This is a genomic window from Actinosynnema sp. NPDC023658, assembly GCF_040639995.1.
In the GTDB taxonomy this organism is placed as follows: Bacteria; Actinomycetota; Actinomycetes; order Mycobacteriales; family Pseudonocardiaceae; genus Actinosynnema.
Window position 1 is genome coordinate 7,253 of the sequence record NZ_JBFAAX010000061.1, and the last position, 14,940, is coordinate 22,192.

The 14,940-nt window shown below is 67.5% G+C and carries 15 protein-coding genes, 4 tRNA genes and 1 other annotated feature; of the genes, 9 read left to right on the forward strand and 10 right to left on the reverse strand.

Going from position 1 to position 14,940, the window contains the following annotated elements; translation table 11 throughout:
* The coding region (locus tag AB0G02_RS10680; protein ID WP_360792368.1) for a transposase at nt 1-466 on the reverse strand (466 nt) is incomplete at its 3' end.
* A gap of 786 nt (nt 467-1,252) precedes the next feature.
* On the opposite strand from AB0G02_RS10680, the gene AB0G02_RS10685 reads away from it, so the two are divergent.
* Nucleotides 1,253-2,490 (forward strand): IS3 family transposase gene (locus AB0G02_RS10685; RefSeq protein WP_360792370.1). Its coding sequence is split into 2 segments (ribosomal slippage): nt 1,253-1,532 and nt 1,532-2,490, totalling 1,239 coding nucleotides; the frame shifts between segments, so codons are not numbered across the junction.
* Nucleotides 1,528-1,659, forward strand: a sequence feature (AL1L pseudoknot). It overlaps the preceding gene by 132 nt.
* Here the strand turns inward: AB0G02_RS10685 and AB0G02_RS10690 are convergent.
* Nucleotides 2,483-4,348 (reverse strand): hypothetical protein, encoded by a 1,866-nt coding sequence (locus AB0G02_RS10690; protein ID WP_360792372.1) that lies wholly within the window; start codon nt 4,346-4,348, stop codon nt 2,483-2,485. The two genes, AB0G02_RS10685 and AB0G02_RS10690, sit on opposite strands and share 8 nt — an antisense overlap.
* Before the next feature lie 199 nt (nt 4,349-4,547).
* On the opposite strand from AB0G02_RS10690, the gene AB0G02_RS10695 reads away from it, so the two are divergent.
* The 3 genes from AB0G02_RS10695 (at nt 4,548) to AB0G02_RS10705 (ending at nt 6,701) form a co-directional block, all read left to right on the forward strand.
* Entirely contained in the window at nt 4,548-4,790 is a 243-nt protein-coding gene (locus AB0G02_RS10695) for a hypothetical protein (RefSeq protein WP_360792373.1), read from the forward strand.
* Between the two features lie 370 nt (nt 4,791-5,160).
* Nucleotides 5,161-5,499, forward strand: coding sequence for a helix-turn-helix domain-containing protein (locus AB0G02_RS10700; RefSeq protein WP_360792375.1), 339 nt, complete (start codon nt 5,161-5,163; stop codon nt 5,497-5,499).
* A 98-nt stretch (nt 5,500-5,597) separates the two neighbouring features.
* Nucleotides 5,598-6,701 carry a tyrosine-type recombinase/integrase gene (locus tag AB0G02_RS10705; protein ID WP_360792377.1) on the forward strand — a complete coding sequence of 368 codons (1,104 nt, stop codon included), beginning with the start codon at nt 5,598-5,600 and terminating at the stop codon, nt 6,699-6,701.
* Nucleotides 6,702-6,817: 116 nt separating this feature from the next.
* Here AB0G02_RS10705 and AB0G02_RS10710 read toward each other — a convergent pair.
* The 4 genes from AB0G02_RS10710 to AB0G02_RS10725 all read right to left on the reverse strand — a co-directional run bounded on the left by AB0G02_RS10710 (nt 6,818) and on the right by AB0G02_RS10725 (nt 8,834).
* Nucleotides 6,818-6,889 (reverse strand) — tRNA-Val (locus AB0G02_RS10710).
* Nucleotides 6,890-6,938: 49 nt separating this feature from the next.
* Nucleotides 6,939-7,367 (reverse strand): TIGR02611 family protein, encoded by a 429-nt coding sequence (locus AB0G02_RS10715; RefSeq protein WP_360792379.1) that lies wholly within the window; start codon nt 7,365-7,367, stop codon nt 6,939-6,941.
* A 25-nt stretch (nt 7,368-7,392) separates the two neighbouring features.
* Entirely contained in the window at nt 7,393-8,193 is an 801-nt protein-coding gene (locus tag AB0G02_RS10720; protein WP_360792381.1) for an anti-sigma factor, read from the reverse strand.
* On the reverse strand, nt 8,190-8,834 hold the full coding sequence (locus tag AB0G02_RS10725; protein ID WP_360792383.1) for a sigma-70 family RNA polymerase sigma factor: 645 nt from the start codon (nt 8,832-8,834) through the stop codon (nt 8,190-8,192). The genes AB0G02_RS10720 and AB0G02_RS10725 overlap by 4 nt, the downstream gene beginning before the upstream one ends.
* A 242-nt stretch (nt 8,835-9,076) precedes the next feature.
* Between AB0G02_RS10725 and AB0G02_RS10730 the strand changes: the two genes are divergently transcribed.
* The 4 genes from AB0G02_RS10730 to AB0G02_RS10745 all read left to right on the forward strand — a co-directional run bounded on the left by AB0G02_RS10730 (nt 9,077) and on the right by AB0G02_RS10745 (nt 9,927).
* A complete protein-coding gene (locus AB0G02_RS10730; RefSeq protein ID WP_073893954.1) occupies nt 9,077-9,502 on the forward strand; it encodes an SsgA family sporulation/cell division regulator in 426 nt (141 codons plus the stop codon).
* 146 nt (nt 9,503-9,648) lie between these two features.
* A tRNA-Gly gene (locus AB0G02_RS10735) sits at nt 9,649-9,721 on the forward strand.
* Between the two features lie 58 nt (nt 9,722-9,779).
* A tRNA-Cys gene (locus tag AB0G02_RS10740) sits at nt 9,780-9,851 on the forward strand.
* A 1-nt stretch (nt 9,852) separates the two neighbouring features.
* Nucleotides 9,853-9,927 (forward strand) — tRNA-Val (locus AB0G02_RS10745).
* A 14-nt stretch (nt 9,928-9,941) separates the two neighbouring features.
* On the opposite strand, the gene AB0G02_RS10750 is transcribed toward AB0G02_RS10745, so the two are convergent.
* Nucleotides 9,942-11,156 (reverse strand): site-specific integrase, encoded by a 1,215-nt coding sequence (locus tag AB0G02_RS10750; protein ID WP_360792385.1) that lies wholly within the window; start codon nt 11,154-11,156, stop codon nt 9,942-9,944.
* A gap of 1,318 nt (nt 11,157-12,474) precedes the next feature.
* Here AB0G02_RS10750 and AB0G02_RS10755 point away from each other — a divergent pair.
* A complete protein-coding gene (locus AB0G02_RS10755; RefSeq protein WP_360792387.1) occupies nt 12,475-12,837 on the forward strand; it encodes an STAS domain-containing protein in 363 nt (120 codons plus the stop codon).
* Nucleotides 12,838-12,844: 7 nt separating this feature from the next.
* On the opposite strand, the gene AB0G02_RS10760 is transcribed toward AB0G02_RS10755, so the two are convergent.
* From AB0G02_RS10760 to AB0G02_RS10770, 3 genes are all read right to left on the reverse strand, one after another.
* Nucleotides 12,845-13,273, reverse strand: a complete 429-nt coding sequence (locus AB0G02_RS10760; RefSeq protein ID WP_360792389.1) for an ATP-binding protein — start codon at nt 13,271-13,273, stop codon at nt 12,845-12,847.
* Nucleotides 13,274-13,485: 212 nt separating this feature from the next.
* Nucleotides 13,486-14,331, reverse strand: coding sequence for an ATP-binding protein (locus AB0G02_RS10765; RefSeq protein WP_360792391.1), 846 nt, complete (start codon nt 14,329-14,331; stop codon nt 13,486-13,488).
* A gap of 159 nt (nt 14,332-14,490) precedes the next feature.
* The gene (locus tag AB0G02_RS10770; protein ID WP_360792393.1) at nt 14,491-14,778 is read right to left on the reverse strand and encodes a hypothetical protein; all 288 of its coding nucleotides are present in this window, start codon (nt 14,776-14,778) and stop codon (nt 14,491-14,493) included.
* Nucleotides 14,779-14,940 lie beyond the last annotated feature (162 nt).

Genomic DNA, 14,940 nt, shown 5'->3' on the forward strand with positions numbered 1-14,940 from the left:
GCAGGCGGTGGCCGTCCGCCCCGGTGGCGTTGATCCTGGTCTTGGGCCGGGTCGGGTTCTTGCCCAAGCGCACGGGGCGGCCGTAGCGGCGACCCCAGTCTTCCTCTACCAGGCCGTGCAGCGCATGATCGGCGACGCGGGCGAGTTCCTCCAGGGCCGCACGCACCGCCTCTGTCACCAGTTCGAGGCGGGTCAGGTCGCGCACGGCGGCCAGGACGTGGGTGGAGTCGGTGCGCTGGGTGGTGCGCTCGCGGACCAGTCCGGCGTCTTTCAGACGGGCCAGGGCGACATCGAGCAGGTGGTCAGCCCGGCCGGCCCGCAGGAGGCGGTCACGGAAGTCGCCGAGCACGCTGTGGTGGAAGCCGGGATCGTCCAGCTCCAGACCAAGGGGGTACTTGAAGTCGATGCGACAGCGCACGGCCTCGGCGGCGCCGCGGTCGGACAGGCCCGGCAGGAACTGCAGCACGCTCACCGTGGCCAACTGGGCGGGCGAGAGCCCAGGGCGCCCGTTACGCGAGTAGCAGTCGGCGAAGTCCTCGTCCCTCCACAGACCCTCGAGGTGGTCACGCACCCACATCGCCGTCGTACCACCGGGATTACTGGCTCGCGCCATCCGCGCGGTGAGCTCCGGAACCTCCATCACAGGCCTGGGACCAACCGGTAACGACATCCGACCACCTCAGGGAGCATTGCGACTTCACCGACCCCGGAAGCCTCGCTGTTACCTACCGGTCACCCTCCACGACACACCGACCGTTCCAAGATCACCGACAGAGTCAAGCTAAGACTCCAGCACGGTGTCCACGAGCCAACACTAACGCCGAGCGGTTCGTCGGGATCGTCCGACGCGAAGTCACCGGCCGCTGCTCATCCTCAACGAACACCACCTGCGGGCGGTGCTGAACCGCTACGCGATCCACTACAACCACCGCAGACCACACCGAGCTCAGCAACCTGCACCACCACGACCGGACTACCCGATCGCAGATCCGGGCTGTACCTCGATACGTCGCCGACCAGTCCTCGGCGGCCTGATCAACGAGTACGAACCCTTAGTAGCCTAACCGCAGGTCAGACTACGTGGCTGACTTCTGACATCTGACAGGGTTCCACGCCTGGAGGAACCGGGCCCCGTCGGGGCGGACGATGCGGCAAGCCTGGCTGACAGACCTCATCGTACGGATCCACGCCGCCGCACGCGGTGAGGCGCTCCGGTTGTGGTGGAGGCTTCATTCCTTGAGAGGATGGAGTCATGGCACGACCTTCACGGCACCCGGTCGAGGTGCGGGAGCGCGCGGTGCGTCTGGTCCGGGAGCACCGGGACGAATACCGGTCGGAGTGGGCGGCGATCTGTTCGATCGCGGAGAAGTTCGGGGTGTCCGGCGAGACGCTGCGCAACTGGGTGCGTCAGACCGAGGTCGACGACGGACAACGTCCGGGGACCACGACGGACGAGGCGGCGGAGCTCAAACGATTGCGGCGCGAGAACGCGGAACTCAAGCGGGCCAACGAGATCCTGAAGTCCGCGGCCAGTTTCTTCGCGGCGGAGCTCGACCGCCCACACACCAGGTGATCGCCTACATCGACGCGCACAGGGATCGATTCGGGGTCGAGCCGATCTGCGCCGTCCTGCGCCAGGCGGGAGTCGCGATCGCCCCGAGCAGTTACTACGCGTCCAAGTCGCGTCCGCCGTCGGTGCGGGCTCGCCGTGACGAGTGGCTGTCGGTCGAGATCACGAACGTGTGGAAGGACAACTACGAAGTCTACGGGGCGCGGAAGGTATGGCAGGCCCTGCACCGCAAGGGAATCGGTGTGGCCAGGTGCACGGTCGAGCGGCTGATGCGTGAGTTGGGCATCACCGGCGCCGTCCGCGGCAGGGCCAAGCGCACCACCGTTCCCGCCGCGGACGGCGTGCGCGCCGGTGACCTGGTCAATCGGAGGTTCACCGCCGAACGCCCGAATGCCTTGTGGGTGGCCGACTTCACCTACGTGGCCACCCGGTCGGGCACCGTCTACGTCGCGTTCGTGATCGACGTGTTCTCCCGCCGGATCGTGGGCTGGAAGGCCGACACCCGGATGCGGACCGACCTGGTGCTCGACGCGCTGGAAATGGCCTTGTGGACCCGCGACCACGCCAGCCGCCCCGCAGGCCCCGGCCTGGTCCACCACTCCGACGCGGGCAGCCAGTACACCTCGATCAGCTTCACCGACCACCTGGCAGCCACCGGTGTCGACGCCTCGATCGGCTCGGTCGGCGACGCCTACGACAACGCCCTGGCCGAGTCCACGATCGGCCTCTACAAGACCGAACTGATCAACAAACAAGGCCCCTGGCACACCCGCGACCAGGTCGAATACGCCACATTGGAGTACGTCGACTGGTACAACAACCGGCGGCTCCACGGGAAGATCGGCCACGTCCCGCCCGTCGAGCACGAGGCCGTCTACTACCGTGAGCACCAGCCAACCCCGGCTGGAGCGATCAACTAATCGAGTCTCCATCAATGCCGGAGCGCTTCACCTCGAACTCAAAGGTTCCTTCGAGTTTGCTGGTCAGTGCCCAGAGTCGGAGGCTGGCGGCCTCAAACAGCTCGTCCACGACCGTTTCCTGCTTGCCGTAGGCCCGCTGGAAGTGCCGGATGGTGGCCTTCAGGTCGGCCACCGACATCCGTGCGTTCACGGTCGAGGCTTCGCTACGGGCCTGGAGGTACCAGCCGAGGAACGGCACGATCTCACGCAACTGCTTCTGGTGCTTACGGACCGAGTCCGGGTGCTTGTTGGCCTCGCGCGCCAACAGCAGGTCCACGTAGGAGTCGTAGAGTTCGGTGCGCTGGGTGGGCGTGGCCTCACCGTGCTTGTGAAGCAGATCGAGCAGGATCGTCAGCTGCATCGGGTTGCCAGCGAGTTCGCCGATGTAGGGTTCCTTGCTCTTGTCCCGAAAGCTGCTCCGCAGCGCCTTACCCTCGCTCCCGCGTATCCCTCGAACCTCGCACCACTTGCGCAGGTAATCGTCCCGTTGTCCGCGATCGAGTGGGTTGAGTACGAGCAGATCGAACATCTCTGGTGAGGGCTCCGGGAGCGCTTCGGTGCTGGGCCTTGTTGTGACGACCACGCGAGGAGGGGTCGTGTAAGCCTTTCCCCGGCGACAGAACTGCTCGATCGCCTCGACGACCTTCTTACGCGTCGCCAGCCGTCCGACTTCGTCGATGCCGTCAAGGACGATGATCGTCGGCACGCGCTCCAACAGGTCCTGGACGAGCTGCGGCGTGACCTCGATCCCGCCGCTGGCGTAGGTCATGAGATCGGCGAGGAAACACTCGACAGTGGACTGCGACGCTAGTCGCCGCACGGTCCTCGTCGACGTCCTAGCGTCCCTGTCCCACACATCGGTACCCGACAGCCACCTCGCGTAGTCGCTGAGGTCGGCGCGCAAGGGGAACAATGGGAGGTCGACCGACGGCAAGCCGTCAGGACGCTGCAGGGCGGGAACGAACGCTGCGCGGTACGCCTGCGAGACATACTGCGACAGGGTCGACTTGCCCTGTCCTGGAGCACCGCGGACTAGCACGCACCGACGAGCCGATCTACTCAACAGGTGGGCAGCGGCGCCTCCCACCGGTTCCGCGTCCTGGACGCGGCTGCGCCCTGCGGTCCGCAGAAGCCGGTCTGCGGTGACGTCGACAAACAGGTCGGCGACCTTCTCGCGGTCGATGTCCACCTGGCTGAACTTGACACGCTCGTCGTCGTCCCATTGCGTCGCCGCGACCTTGCGCACCAAGGCACGAAGCCCACTCTCCGCGCGTGCCGCAGCCTCGTCGCTGATGAGGTACCGGATGAGGTCCCAGCCCGCCAGCATGTCCGCGTACTGCCACTTGATCTCGGTCGGGGCGTTGTCGACCATGCCGTCGATCGCCTCGCGCCACAACGCGGTCATCTGTTCGAACCCGAACTCCTTCGCGAACCGGTCGAGTTCCGAGTTGAGCTGGTCGAATGTCCCCTGTCCCGGCTTCGCGGTGCTTGGCACGTTCGTCACCAACGCATACCGTCGCACACCCTGCGCGGCGAGACGACGAAGGTTCGTCGCTTCCTTGGCCACCATCGCACCGAGCCACGCGACCGGATCCTTGTGCCGACCGTCGGCCGACCACTTCACCTGGTAGACGAGCCACTCTGCGGGTGCGCTCCCCTCCGGGGCGTTCCTCACCAGACCGTCCCTGCCACCGTCGGACTGCCGCAACGCCAGTGGGACGAAACCTTCGAACCGAGCAGTCAACAGCGCGCCGACCAACAACTGGAAGTCATGGTCGCCCAGACGCTCGTACAGATACTTGTGGCGGCTCTCTGCCAAGTCGACTCCTTCGACGAGTCACCGATCATCCCATCCGAATGCCCACCGATCGACGCAACACACGGACACCGCCACCGGCGACGGCCCGGGATCACGCGGGCGGTCGATCAACTCGATCGGGTCGGCCGGACACCCTGCACGCGAGGTAGAGAAAGGATCTTGTGGAAGCCAGTCGGGCTCCGTTGCGTACGCTGCGGCCGTGACGAAGGACGGCATCCCGGTACGGGTGTGGTGTTGGCCCGGCAACAACGACCAGCAGGTCCTGGCCGAGGTCAAGGACGACATGCGGCACTGGAGACTCGGACGGGTGATCATCGTGGTCGACCACGACTTCTCCCGCGCCGACAACCTGGCTAGCCAAAGCAGCCGCAGTGGACAACGCGCTGCGCGCGTCGACCACTGCCAGGAAGAACACCCGGATGGAGGACACGATTCGCTTTAGCCAACGCGACCCCATTTGGCCCTGCGCAAACCGATCCTCCCAAATTCCTCCCAAACGCGCGGTTACCAACCAGTACAGACCACTGTGGATGGTCGCTTCAAGATCAAATCAAACGCGCGAAGAAGCCCGCTGACCTGGGCTTTAATCCAGATCGAGCGGGCTTCTTCAGACCGTCGGGACGACAGGATTTGAACCTGCGACCCCTTGACCCCCAGTAGCGGGGTCGTCGTCAGAGCCTCCGTCGACGTTTCCAGATCGGTCAAGTTGAGGAAGTTCCGGGCGGGCGTGTCCCTTCGGACGGCTTTTTGCGGAGTTCAGGGGTGCTGAAGGTGTCGCGCCGCGACACCACTCCCCCACTGTGGAGGCTCCCATGGTCAACGACATTCCCGGCCGGGCGGACGATCACGCCGTCAACCGCGCCGACGGACAAGCAGCGGTCGACCTCGACCAGATCGCTCCGGACCCCGTGGAGCACGGGGATGGTCTGCGGCTGTTGCACACCCCGGCGCAGGCGGCGCGCGTGTTGTCGGTGCGCGAGTCGTGGTTGCGTCGCATGGCCGGACGGCGGGAGATCCCCTGCACGTTCCTGGGCAAGCATCTGCGGTTCTCCGACGCCGACCTGCTGGCGATCGTCCGGGACGGCGCCCGCACCGCACGCGGAGACGCGGGCAGGCCCTCGGCGCGGTCGGGTGGTTTTCGGCGCCGCTGAACACAGATGTATTGCCCTCTGGCCGGTATGGAGCGTCACTGCTGTGTGTCCGTCCGATCCCGGACGGACACACAAAGTCAACGGAAGGCAGGTTTTCGATGGCATGGGTCGAGAAGCACGGTGACGGGTTCCGTGTGCGCTACCGGTTGCCCGACGGCGCACTGGTCTCGGAGAAGGGGTTCGCGACCAAGCGTGAGGCCGATGACCGGGCGGCGGACGTGGAGTCCGATCACCGACGGGGCCGGGTGGTGGACCCGAGGTTGGCGCAGATGCCGGTCGGTGAGTGGGTGGCGCGGTGGGTCGAGGCCCACGACGTCAGCGGTGTCACCGCCGCCACCTATGACTCGCATCTGCGCAACCACATCCTGCCCCGCTTCGCCACGACCGAGCTGGGCGAGCTGTCCCGGTTGGTGATCAAGGCGTGGGCCAAGACGTTGCGGCGGTCGTTGAGCGAGCGCAGCGTCGCCGACGTGGTCGGGTTGCTGTCGATGATCCTCGGCGAGGCAGTCGACGAAGGGCTGATCGGGTCCAACCCGTGCCGGCGGCTGCGGCTCAACTCCGGTGACCAACCCGAACGGCCGCACGCCGACCCCGACGAAGTGACCGCGCTGGCCGAACGCGCATCGGCCCGCAACGGCGTCCTGATCGTCACAGCCGCGTACACCGGCATGCGCTGGGGTGAACTGGCCGGACTGCAGTGGACGCGGGTCGACCTGGACAAGCAGGAGATCCACGTCGACGCCCAAGAGGGCGCGCTGCACGAACTGCACGGCAAGCTCCACCTCGGCCCGCCCAAGACCCCCGCCAGCGTCCGCACCGTGCACCTGCCCAAGTTCCTCGCCGAACTGCTCGCCGAGCTGCGCTGCGAGAAGCCGGTGGCGCGGTTCGTGTTCACCGGACAGGACGGCGGACTGCACCGACGCTCCAACTTCCGCCAACGGGTCTGGCTACCCGCCGTGCGAGGCGACTCGACCCTGGGATGGGCGCCGATCAAGCCGCACATGCACTTCCACGACCTGCGCCACACCCACAAGACCTGGCTCATCGAGGACGGCGTACCCGAGGTCCTGCAGCACAAGAGGATCGGGCACAAGTTCCGCGGCGTCATGGGCGTCTACTCCCACGTCACCCGCCCGATGATCGACGCCATGCTCGCCGGACTCCAAGCCCGGTGGGAGCAATATGGGAGCAGAACCCCGTGACCTCTTCGGAGCAGCAAAGGTGGTCAAGATCTTTTGCTCCCATTTTGCTCCCACGAACGATCAACGGCCCGCAGACGAAGATCGTCTACGAGCCGTTGACCAGGCAAAACCCACTGTGGGCGATACTGGGATCGAACCAGTGACCTCTTCGGTGTGAACGAAGCGCTCTCCCGCTGAGCTAAACGCCCTTATTCGGTTCTCACTCCCGCTCTCGCGGTGTGGCCATAGCTTACAACATCATCCCCGCGAACCAAAAATCGGGCTCTCCAACCAGGCCCAGTCGAGCCCGAACCAGCCACCTACCAGCGCGAACACGCCGAGCAGCCAGCACGTCGCGAGCACGACGAGGCCCGTCCCCGCCAGCACGAGCCCCTTGACCAAGAGGTTCTGCCGCTTCAGCCACGCGACCCACGCGTCGTAGTAGCGCTTGACGAACCCGAGCACCCGGCCGGCCCACTCGAACTCCGTCGCCAGGATCGCCAGACCGGCGAAGACGACGAGCCAGCCCGGTCCGGGGTACGGGATCAGCACCACGCCGCCGACCAGCACCAAGCCGCCGACCACGCCGACACCGATGCGGTAGCTCAAGTTCAGCGCGGGGTTGCGGCGGATCCGTTGGCGGAACCCCGCGTCCTCGTCGGTGTCCTCGCGCTGCTCTGCGGTCATGCGCACATCATCGCTCATTCGTGGCTCACGCGGGGTCGACCTGGCCGAGTGCCAGGACGGTCGACGGCTTCGCGGGCGCCGAACGCCCCTGTTCCAGCGAGATCCCGAAGCCGTTGTGCCGGTGGGCGTCCGGCGACCAGGCCAGCAGCCGCACGTCCGAACCTCCCGACGTGACGTCGAACGTGGCCAACGCCACAGGATCCGGCGTGCTGGTCCCCCACACCACGTAGACCTGCCGCGAGGCGTCGTTGGACGGCAGCTTCATCGGCATGACCGCGGCGGAGTCGTCACCGGACAGCAGCACGGCCAGCGCGTCCCCGGACTGGTCGTGCAGCACGGCCCGCTTGGCCTGCGGGTCGGCCGCGAGCTGCAGCGCGCGCTCGAGCTGCTCGGTTCGCGCGTCCTGCTGCGCGACCTGGTCGCTCAACCGGTCGAACCGCACGACCGCGACTCCGATCCCGGCCAGCACGACGAGCACCGCCGCGGCCGCGAGCAGCTTGCGACCCCACCCGCCGGTCCGACGAGCCCGCCGCGGCTCCAGCGGGACCGGTTCGGCCACCCGCTCCTCGGCCACGGGCACCTGCGGTGTGACCTCGATCGCGGCCATCAGCCGCGTCCGCAACCGCTCGGGCGGGTCGTACTGGCGAACCGACCCGCCCAGCGCGGCAGTCACCTCCTGCGTGGCGCGGACCGCTTCCCGGCACCGCGCGCACCCCGGCAGGTGGGCGCCCATCCGCGCCTCCTCGTCCGGTTCGAGCGCGTGCATCGCGAACCCGACCGCGAGCTCCTCGTGAGGGCACCGGTCGTCCCTCTGCTCCCCGGTCACCGCTGTGCTCCCGTCGTCCTGTCCGGCGCGTCGCCGCCGGTCTCCCCCACCCATGCCGAGTGCAGGGCCGTTCGCAGCCTCCGGATCGCGGCGAACGTGCGCGACTTCACCGTGCCCAGGGGTATGCCGGTCAACGCCGCGACCTCGATCTGCGTGTACCCGCCCAGGTAGGCCAGCGCGATCACCTGGCGCTGGTCCTCGGGCAGGCGTTGCAGCGCTTCCCGCACCTCGGCGCCCACGACGCCGGTCAACGCCGCGTGATCGGCACCGGCCGCGGGCGGGGTGTTGCGCTCCGAGACCTCGTCGGTCAGCGGCACGTTTCGTCTACGCTGGGTGCTCTCCCGGCGCACCGCGTCGACCGCGCGGTGGTGCACCACGGTCATCAGCCACGTGCCGAAGCTGCCACGTGAACGGTCGTAGGCCGCCGGATTGCGCCACAAGGCCAGGAAGGCCTCCTGGACGACGTCCTCGGCCAGGTCCGGGTCGACGCAGATCCGCCGGGCCAGGGAGTACGCCGGTTTTCCGTAGCGGTCGTACAGTGCACCGAACGCCGTGCGATCGCCCGCCGTCACCCGTGCGGCGAGCTCCACGTCGGTGGGGCGCGGGTCGGGCTCGAGTCGCGGCGGGGGTGAGTCAGCCACCAGAGAGGTCCTCACGTCCAACATTCGCGCAACAGCCGGTACCGGGTTCAGGTTAAACCCAGCAAGATGGGAGGAGCCTGGCCCCGTGGACACGGAACGCATCGAGGTGGTCGCCCTGCGGAGTGACATAGCCCCAATCGGGTGATAAACCACCCGGAGTCGAGCGTTCCTCGCCACATATACGTCACAAGTAGAGAGCTCGGTCGTTCCATTGGCCGGGAAGGGAGAAGAGGGTAACGACGATGCGCAACGACCACGTGACACTCCGCTCTACAGCGGTCTTCGACCTGCTGGCACCGAGGACCCCCGCCGTCCCGGTGCAGGTGGAGCTTCGTTATGACACGAAAGATCCGTACGCGGTAGTCGCCGCGTTCCGCACCGGCCGTGCCGGATGGGTGGAGTGGGTGTTCGCCCGCGACCTCCTCGCCGACGGCCTGATCGCCGACGCGGGGGACGGCGACGTCCGGATCCGCCCGGCCGCCGACGACCCCGAAGTCGTGGTGATCGAACTCAGCTCGCCGTCCGGCCACGCCATGTTCGAGGCCTCGGCGCAGGAACTGGCCGACTTCCTCGACCGGACGTACGACGTCGTGGTGCCCGGGAACGAGCACCTGTGGGTCGACGTCGACGAGGCCCTGACCCACCTGATCTCCAACGACCTGACGTAAAAGTGCAGGTAGCGGGCCTGCGAGGCGGTCAAGGGACCCCCGATTTGATCCCGCTGCGGTGCATGTAATAAAGTTCCTCTCGCACCGGGGAAGACCGGAACGACAAGCCCCAAAAGGGAAAAGTTCCGGAGAAATCCACGGAGCATGCGGATGTAGCGCAGTTGGTAGCGCATCACCTTGCCAAGGTGAGGGTCGCGAGTTCGAGTCTCGTCATCCGCTCGGCAGAGGGCCCCTTGGGCTCAGGCCAGACTCCTGGGTGCTAGCCTTCAGGAATCTTGGCGGAGTGGCCGAGTGGCTTAGGCAAGGGCCTGCAAAGCCCTGTACACGGGTTCGATTCCCGTCTCCGCCTCGGACGATTAGCTCAGCGGGAGAGCACTACCTTGACACGGTAGGGGTCACTGGTTCAATCCCAGTATCGTCCACCAGGAATATACGCAGGTCAGACGGCTCGTAGGTGATCATCACCTACGAGCCGTTCTGCTGTCGTGGGAGCAAATTGGGAGCAAACGATCTTGGTGTGATCGTCGACACCGTATGTGGTCACCCCGTTCGTGGCAACGGAGGCGACCAGCGAACGCTCCCACCGCCGCTGCAGACCGTCCAGCATCGCGTCGATCATGACCTGTGTCACATGTGAGTAGGTGCCTCGCACTCCAGCCATCCGGTGCCCGAGCCGCTTGCACTGAACGATCTCCGGCACGCCGTCCTCAATCAGCCACGTCTTGTGCGTGTGACGTAGGTCATGAAAGTGCAGACCAGGGTGTACGGGTGCCCACCCTCGGGTCGGATCACCGTTGACGAGGGGCAGCCAGACCCGCCGCCGGAAGTTCGACCGGCGCAGCAGCCCTCCGTCCAGACCGGTGAAGACGTGCTCCTGCATCCGGCCGGCCCAGTGTTCCGTGAGCAGGTCGACCAGGAACGGCGGCAGGTGCACCGTGCGGACACCCGCCTTCGACTTCGGCGGCCCCAGCTCCAACCTGCCACCCACCTCGTGCAGCGCCCCCCTGTCCGGATCGATCGTGATGACCCCGCGGGCCAGGTCCACCCGACCCCACCGCAGTCCGGCCAGCTCCCCCCACCGCAGCCCCGTGTACGCCGCTGTGACCACCAACAGGCTGTCCGCGGATGAACACCGTTGCGCCATCGCCCGCACCTGCCACGCCGAAGCATGAGGCCGCTCGTCATGATCACCGGTGTTGACCCGCAACCGCCGACACGGGTTCGCCCCGATCAACCCTTCGTCGACCGCCTCACCCAGCAACATCGACAACAGCGTTACGACATCGCCCACGGTCCGCTCGGCCAACGACCGCCGCAACGTCTTGACCCACCCCTCCACCGCGATCCGTGAGATCTCCTTCAACGGCACGTCACCGAACCGCGGCAGCACGTGGTTGCGCAGGTGCGAGTCGTACTTCGCCCACGTCGTCGCGCTCACGTCGTGGGCGTCCGCCCACGTGGGTATCCACTCCCCCAGCGGGATGTTGCCCACCGAGGGGTCCGCGAACGTCCCCCGGCGCTGGTCCGACTCGATGTCCCTCGCCCGATCGACCGCCACCGAACGATCGGTGAACCCGGTTTCTGACCCCAACGTGCCGTCCGGCGACCGGTACCGCACCCGGAAACCCGAACCGTGCTTCTCCACCCATGCCATACCCGTGACTCCTCGTCGACAACGGAACCGCACCCGTTGGGCGCAGCAGGCATGGACGCTCCCTAAAGGACAGGTGTCAACCCGTAGGTGGCCACCACACCCATCCGAAGCCGAGTGTCCGTCGATCACCGAACCGACATCACCTCCGCCACGCACCACAGCACGACGCTTCGTCCGCAGCTCGATCCGTTGCCCCCTGGAGCCTCGGCCGTGACCGCCGACCACGAGCCGGACGTGACCCTCGAGCGGGATGTGACCTTCCGGTGACAATCGCACGCAGATCATCGGCCGAGAACCGAAAGTACTTGCCGACGAAGGTGCACGGAATCTCACGACGACCTGCCTTGCGGCGAAGCCACGACTCCCGCACCGCCAACAACTCCGCCGCACGTGCCGACGTGAACAACAACGACTCACGGCAACCGGTAACCGGTTCCACGCCCGTCTCCGTGCCGCCACCACTGTCCAAAGTCGCCATCGTTCCTCCGCGGAAGCCAAGTGCGCCCGCCACCGATGAGCGCGTCCACCCCTGAACTCCGCCAAAAGGCCCCACAGGGGACACCCGGCACCGCACCTAGCGAACACTTCAACCGAACGGGTTACGCGTCACCGACACGTTCTTCGAGGTGGAAGCGGACACCCACGACCTGATCAACGAACGCGAGCTCGCAACAGTCCAACACAGCTCGAAGGCGCAGTATCCACCTCAAGCCGGCAACCGCAGCGGGAAACCCGGATCACTGCGTGGGCCCCGGTCAGTTCGGCGCGGCCCCCTGGGTGCGCGACTACCGATCCGGGTGAGTTCCAGGTGGAAGCCGGTGACCGGCTGATCTTCGTCAAGCGACGGCGTCTGCGACGTCGCCTCCGCCACCGGCGAGCGTTACGGCGAACAGGCCCTCGCTCGCGCTATCAGCGCCACCCGCCTGCCACCGGCCGCCCAAGTGCCGCGAGCGATCCTCCAGCAACTCGCCGGAAACCGTCACGTCTCCGGCCCGGTGGACGACCCCGTGGTCGTGTGCCTCGACTGGCACGGCCCGCTCGGCCCAGTCCCGGGCGGCGCGGACCGTCGTTGACGAGGCCGTGCACCCGGTTGGGGTCGGCCACCTCCAGACCAGGGCTGTCGTGCTGGTGTTCGCTACCCGGCCGGGCATCCGTCACGTGGCGGGCAGGCGACATCCCCGTCGGTCGATTGTGCGCAGGACCGGCGACCACGTACCGTTGAGCGTGGTGAATCGTCGCCGATCCGCCGCGAAGCGGCGACATGACTTCAGCGGCAGCTCGGTTGCCGATTCTCGTGGGTCCAAGAGAGGCACCCCTCATGCTCGACACCACCGACGTCACAACAGTCCGCACCACCCATCACCGCGGTGTGCCGGTCGTGGTGGTGACCGGCGAGGTCGACTCCACCACCGTCGAACCGGTCCGCACCCAGCTGTTCACCGAGCTCGACCGCCGGCCGAGCGGCCTGGTGGTTGACCTCTCCGGCGTGGGCTTCATCGGCTCCACCGGTCTGCACCTGCTGGCCGAGGCGATAACGCGCGCGGCGCGGCTGGAGATACCCCTCGCGGTGGTGGCCGAACACCACGCGGTGCGGCGACCGATGCAGATCACCCAACTCGACCGCGCGGTGACCGTGTGCGTCGCGGTCGACGAAGCGGTCACCGCGGTGCTGCCGCGCTGATCACCGGTCAGGCCTGGCCGGCAGGCGGCGGTGCGGCGCAGGGAACGTCCGCCCACACCGTCTTGCCGTGCTCCTGGTACCGGACTCCCCAGGAGGCGCTCAAGTTCGCCACCAGCACCATGCCGCGCCCCCGGTGGGGCCCCAGCCGGGAGTGTCCCAGCACCACCTCGCCCTGTGTCCCGTCGTCGACCTCGATGCGAACGGAACACGGCTCCGCCCACCGGTGCAACCGCACCCGTCGCGGCTCTTCGCCGTGGTCGTAGGCGTTGGCGACCAGTTCGGTCACCACGAGCAGGCAGTCACCCAGTTCGTCGTCGCTCAGGTCGGACAACGCCCAGCCCGCCCACCGCCGCACCCGGACCAGCGGAGGGGTCTCGTCGGCCAGGTCCAGAGCCAGCGCCCCCGGACCGGCGTCGTCCCCGTCGATCAGCGTCACGCACCTCACGCCCTCTCCGCCGAAGACGTTGAACGGCGCGGAAATACCCGTTTGGCCGATCCGCCAACCTGTCGCGACGGAGCTCACCCTGGTCGCCGACCCGGCGTCTTACCGACACCGCATGGCAAGTGGACATGGACGTCATCCCAGCGGTCGCACGTACCTCCGAGAGGCTCGCCAGTACGTGGCGAGCGGAGCGACGAGCCCGTAGGTCACCGGTCCGTGGACGGGACCCGGTGGGTGATGTCGTACGGGAAGTGGAGGCGGACGCAGGTGTGGGTGTCGGTGGTGCACGTGGTCACGGCGTCAGCCAGTTGACGTGCGATCCACAGCCCTCGGCCACAGCGCTGCCGCAGCGGCGGGGGTCTGTAGCCGCCGAAGGCGGGCAGCGGGATCGCGCCGGTGTCGTCGACCTGTACGACCAGTGTGTCGGCGGCTTGCCAGGCCCGTACCCGGACCGGTGGCCGACCGTGCTCGACCGCGTTGGTGACGATCCCGTCCGCGGCGGTCACCACGTCGTCGATCGCCTCGACCGCGAACCCACTGCCACGCGCCCACCCGCGCAGGGCGGCACGCACCCCGGCCAGCTCGCCCATGGACTCCAGCTCCAGGTCCAGGTCGACCGAAGCGGGTGGCGGTTCCAGCGCGATCAGGTTTCGACCGGCCAGGTAGTCGGCGGTGGCGGTGAACCCGAGGTTGGCCCGCACACCCGCCGCGGTCATCTCGAACGGGTGCAGGTCGCGCACCCCTTCGATGACCAGGGCGGGATGGCGCCGACTGTCCCACAGGCAGGTGACGGCGCAGTCGAACGCGGCGTAGGCCTGGTTGCACAACGCCTCGTAGGGCAGGTAGGCGGCCACCCGGTCGATCGGAGCCTCTGGATCGGCGCTGGTGACGATGTCGGGCTCGGCCACGACGTGCACCCGCCGCCCGGCCGCGTGCCGCTGCGCCAGGTGATCGCGGAAGACGCTGAAAGTGAGGCCCAACCGCTGGTAGAAGGCGCCCGGGGCACTCCACTCCACCGCGCCCGCACGTCCGCCGAGGGCGGCTCGCAGCACCTTCTCGGTGTGCGCCGACGGTCATCACCACCGCCTCGCCGGCCGACAACGACCGGTCCAGCGCGGGCAGCAGCCGCTTCCGCAGGGTCCGGTCGCTGTCCACGATCAACGCCGCGTGCACGAACCCAGGCGCCCCGTCCCGCGTGATGTCGACCCGGTTCACGGGGCCCCCGCGCTGCCGGGGACCGGATCGTCGTCCGCGACGACGGTGAATCCCTCGATCAAGCCTTCCGAGTCCAGCCGCAGAATCCGGTCCAACTGCGGCGAGCACAGCAAGCGGAGCACGTCGCCACGTCCCACCGCGTCCTGTCCGAGGTCGAACAACATCGTCACACCGGCGGCAGAGCAGAACCGGACGCGGGACAGGTCCAAGGTGCAAATACCGGATTCGGCGCCGATCCGTTCGCCGACCCACCGTGCATTGCTTGCATCGACCTCTCCCGCCACGACCAACGTGGGACCGTGGCGGTCAATCGAACACAACGCGCTGTCTGGCGGGAACGCCGTCCCGACGTGGCACCGAAGAGCGTGGTGGGGGGGGCGGGGACGTGACGCCCCCCCCCCCCACTGACAATACCGCCCCCCCGGCGGGGGCGAGGAGCGCCCCCC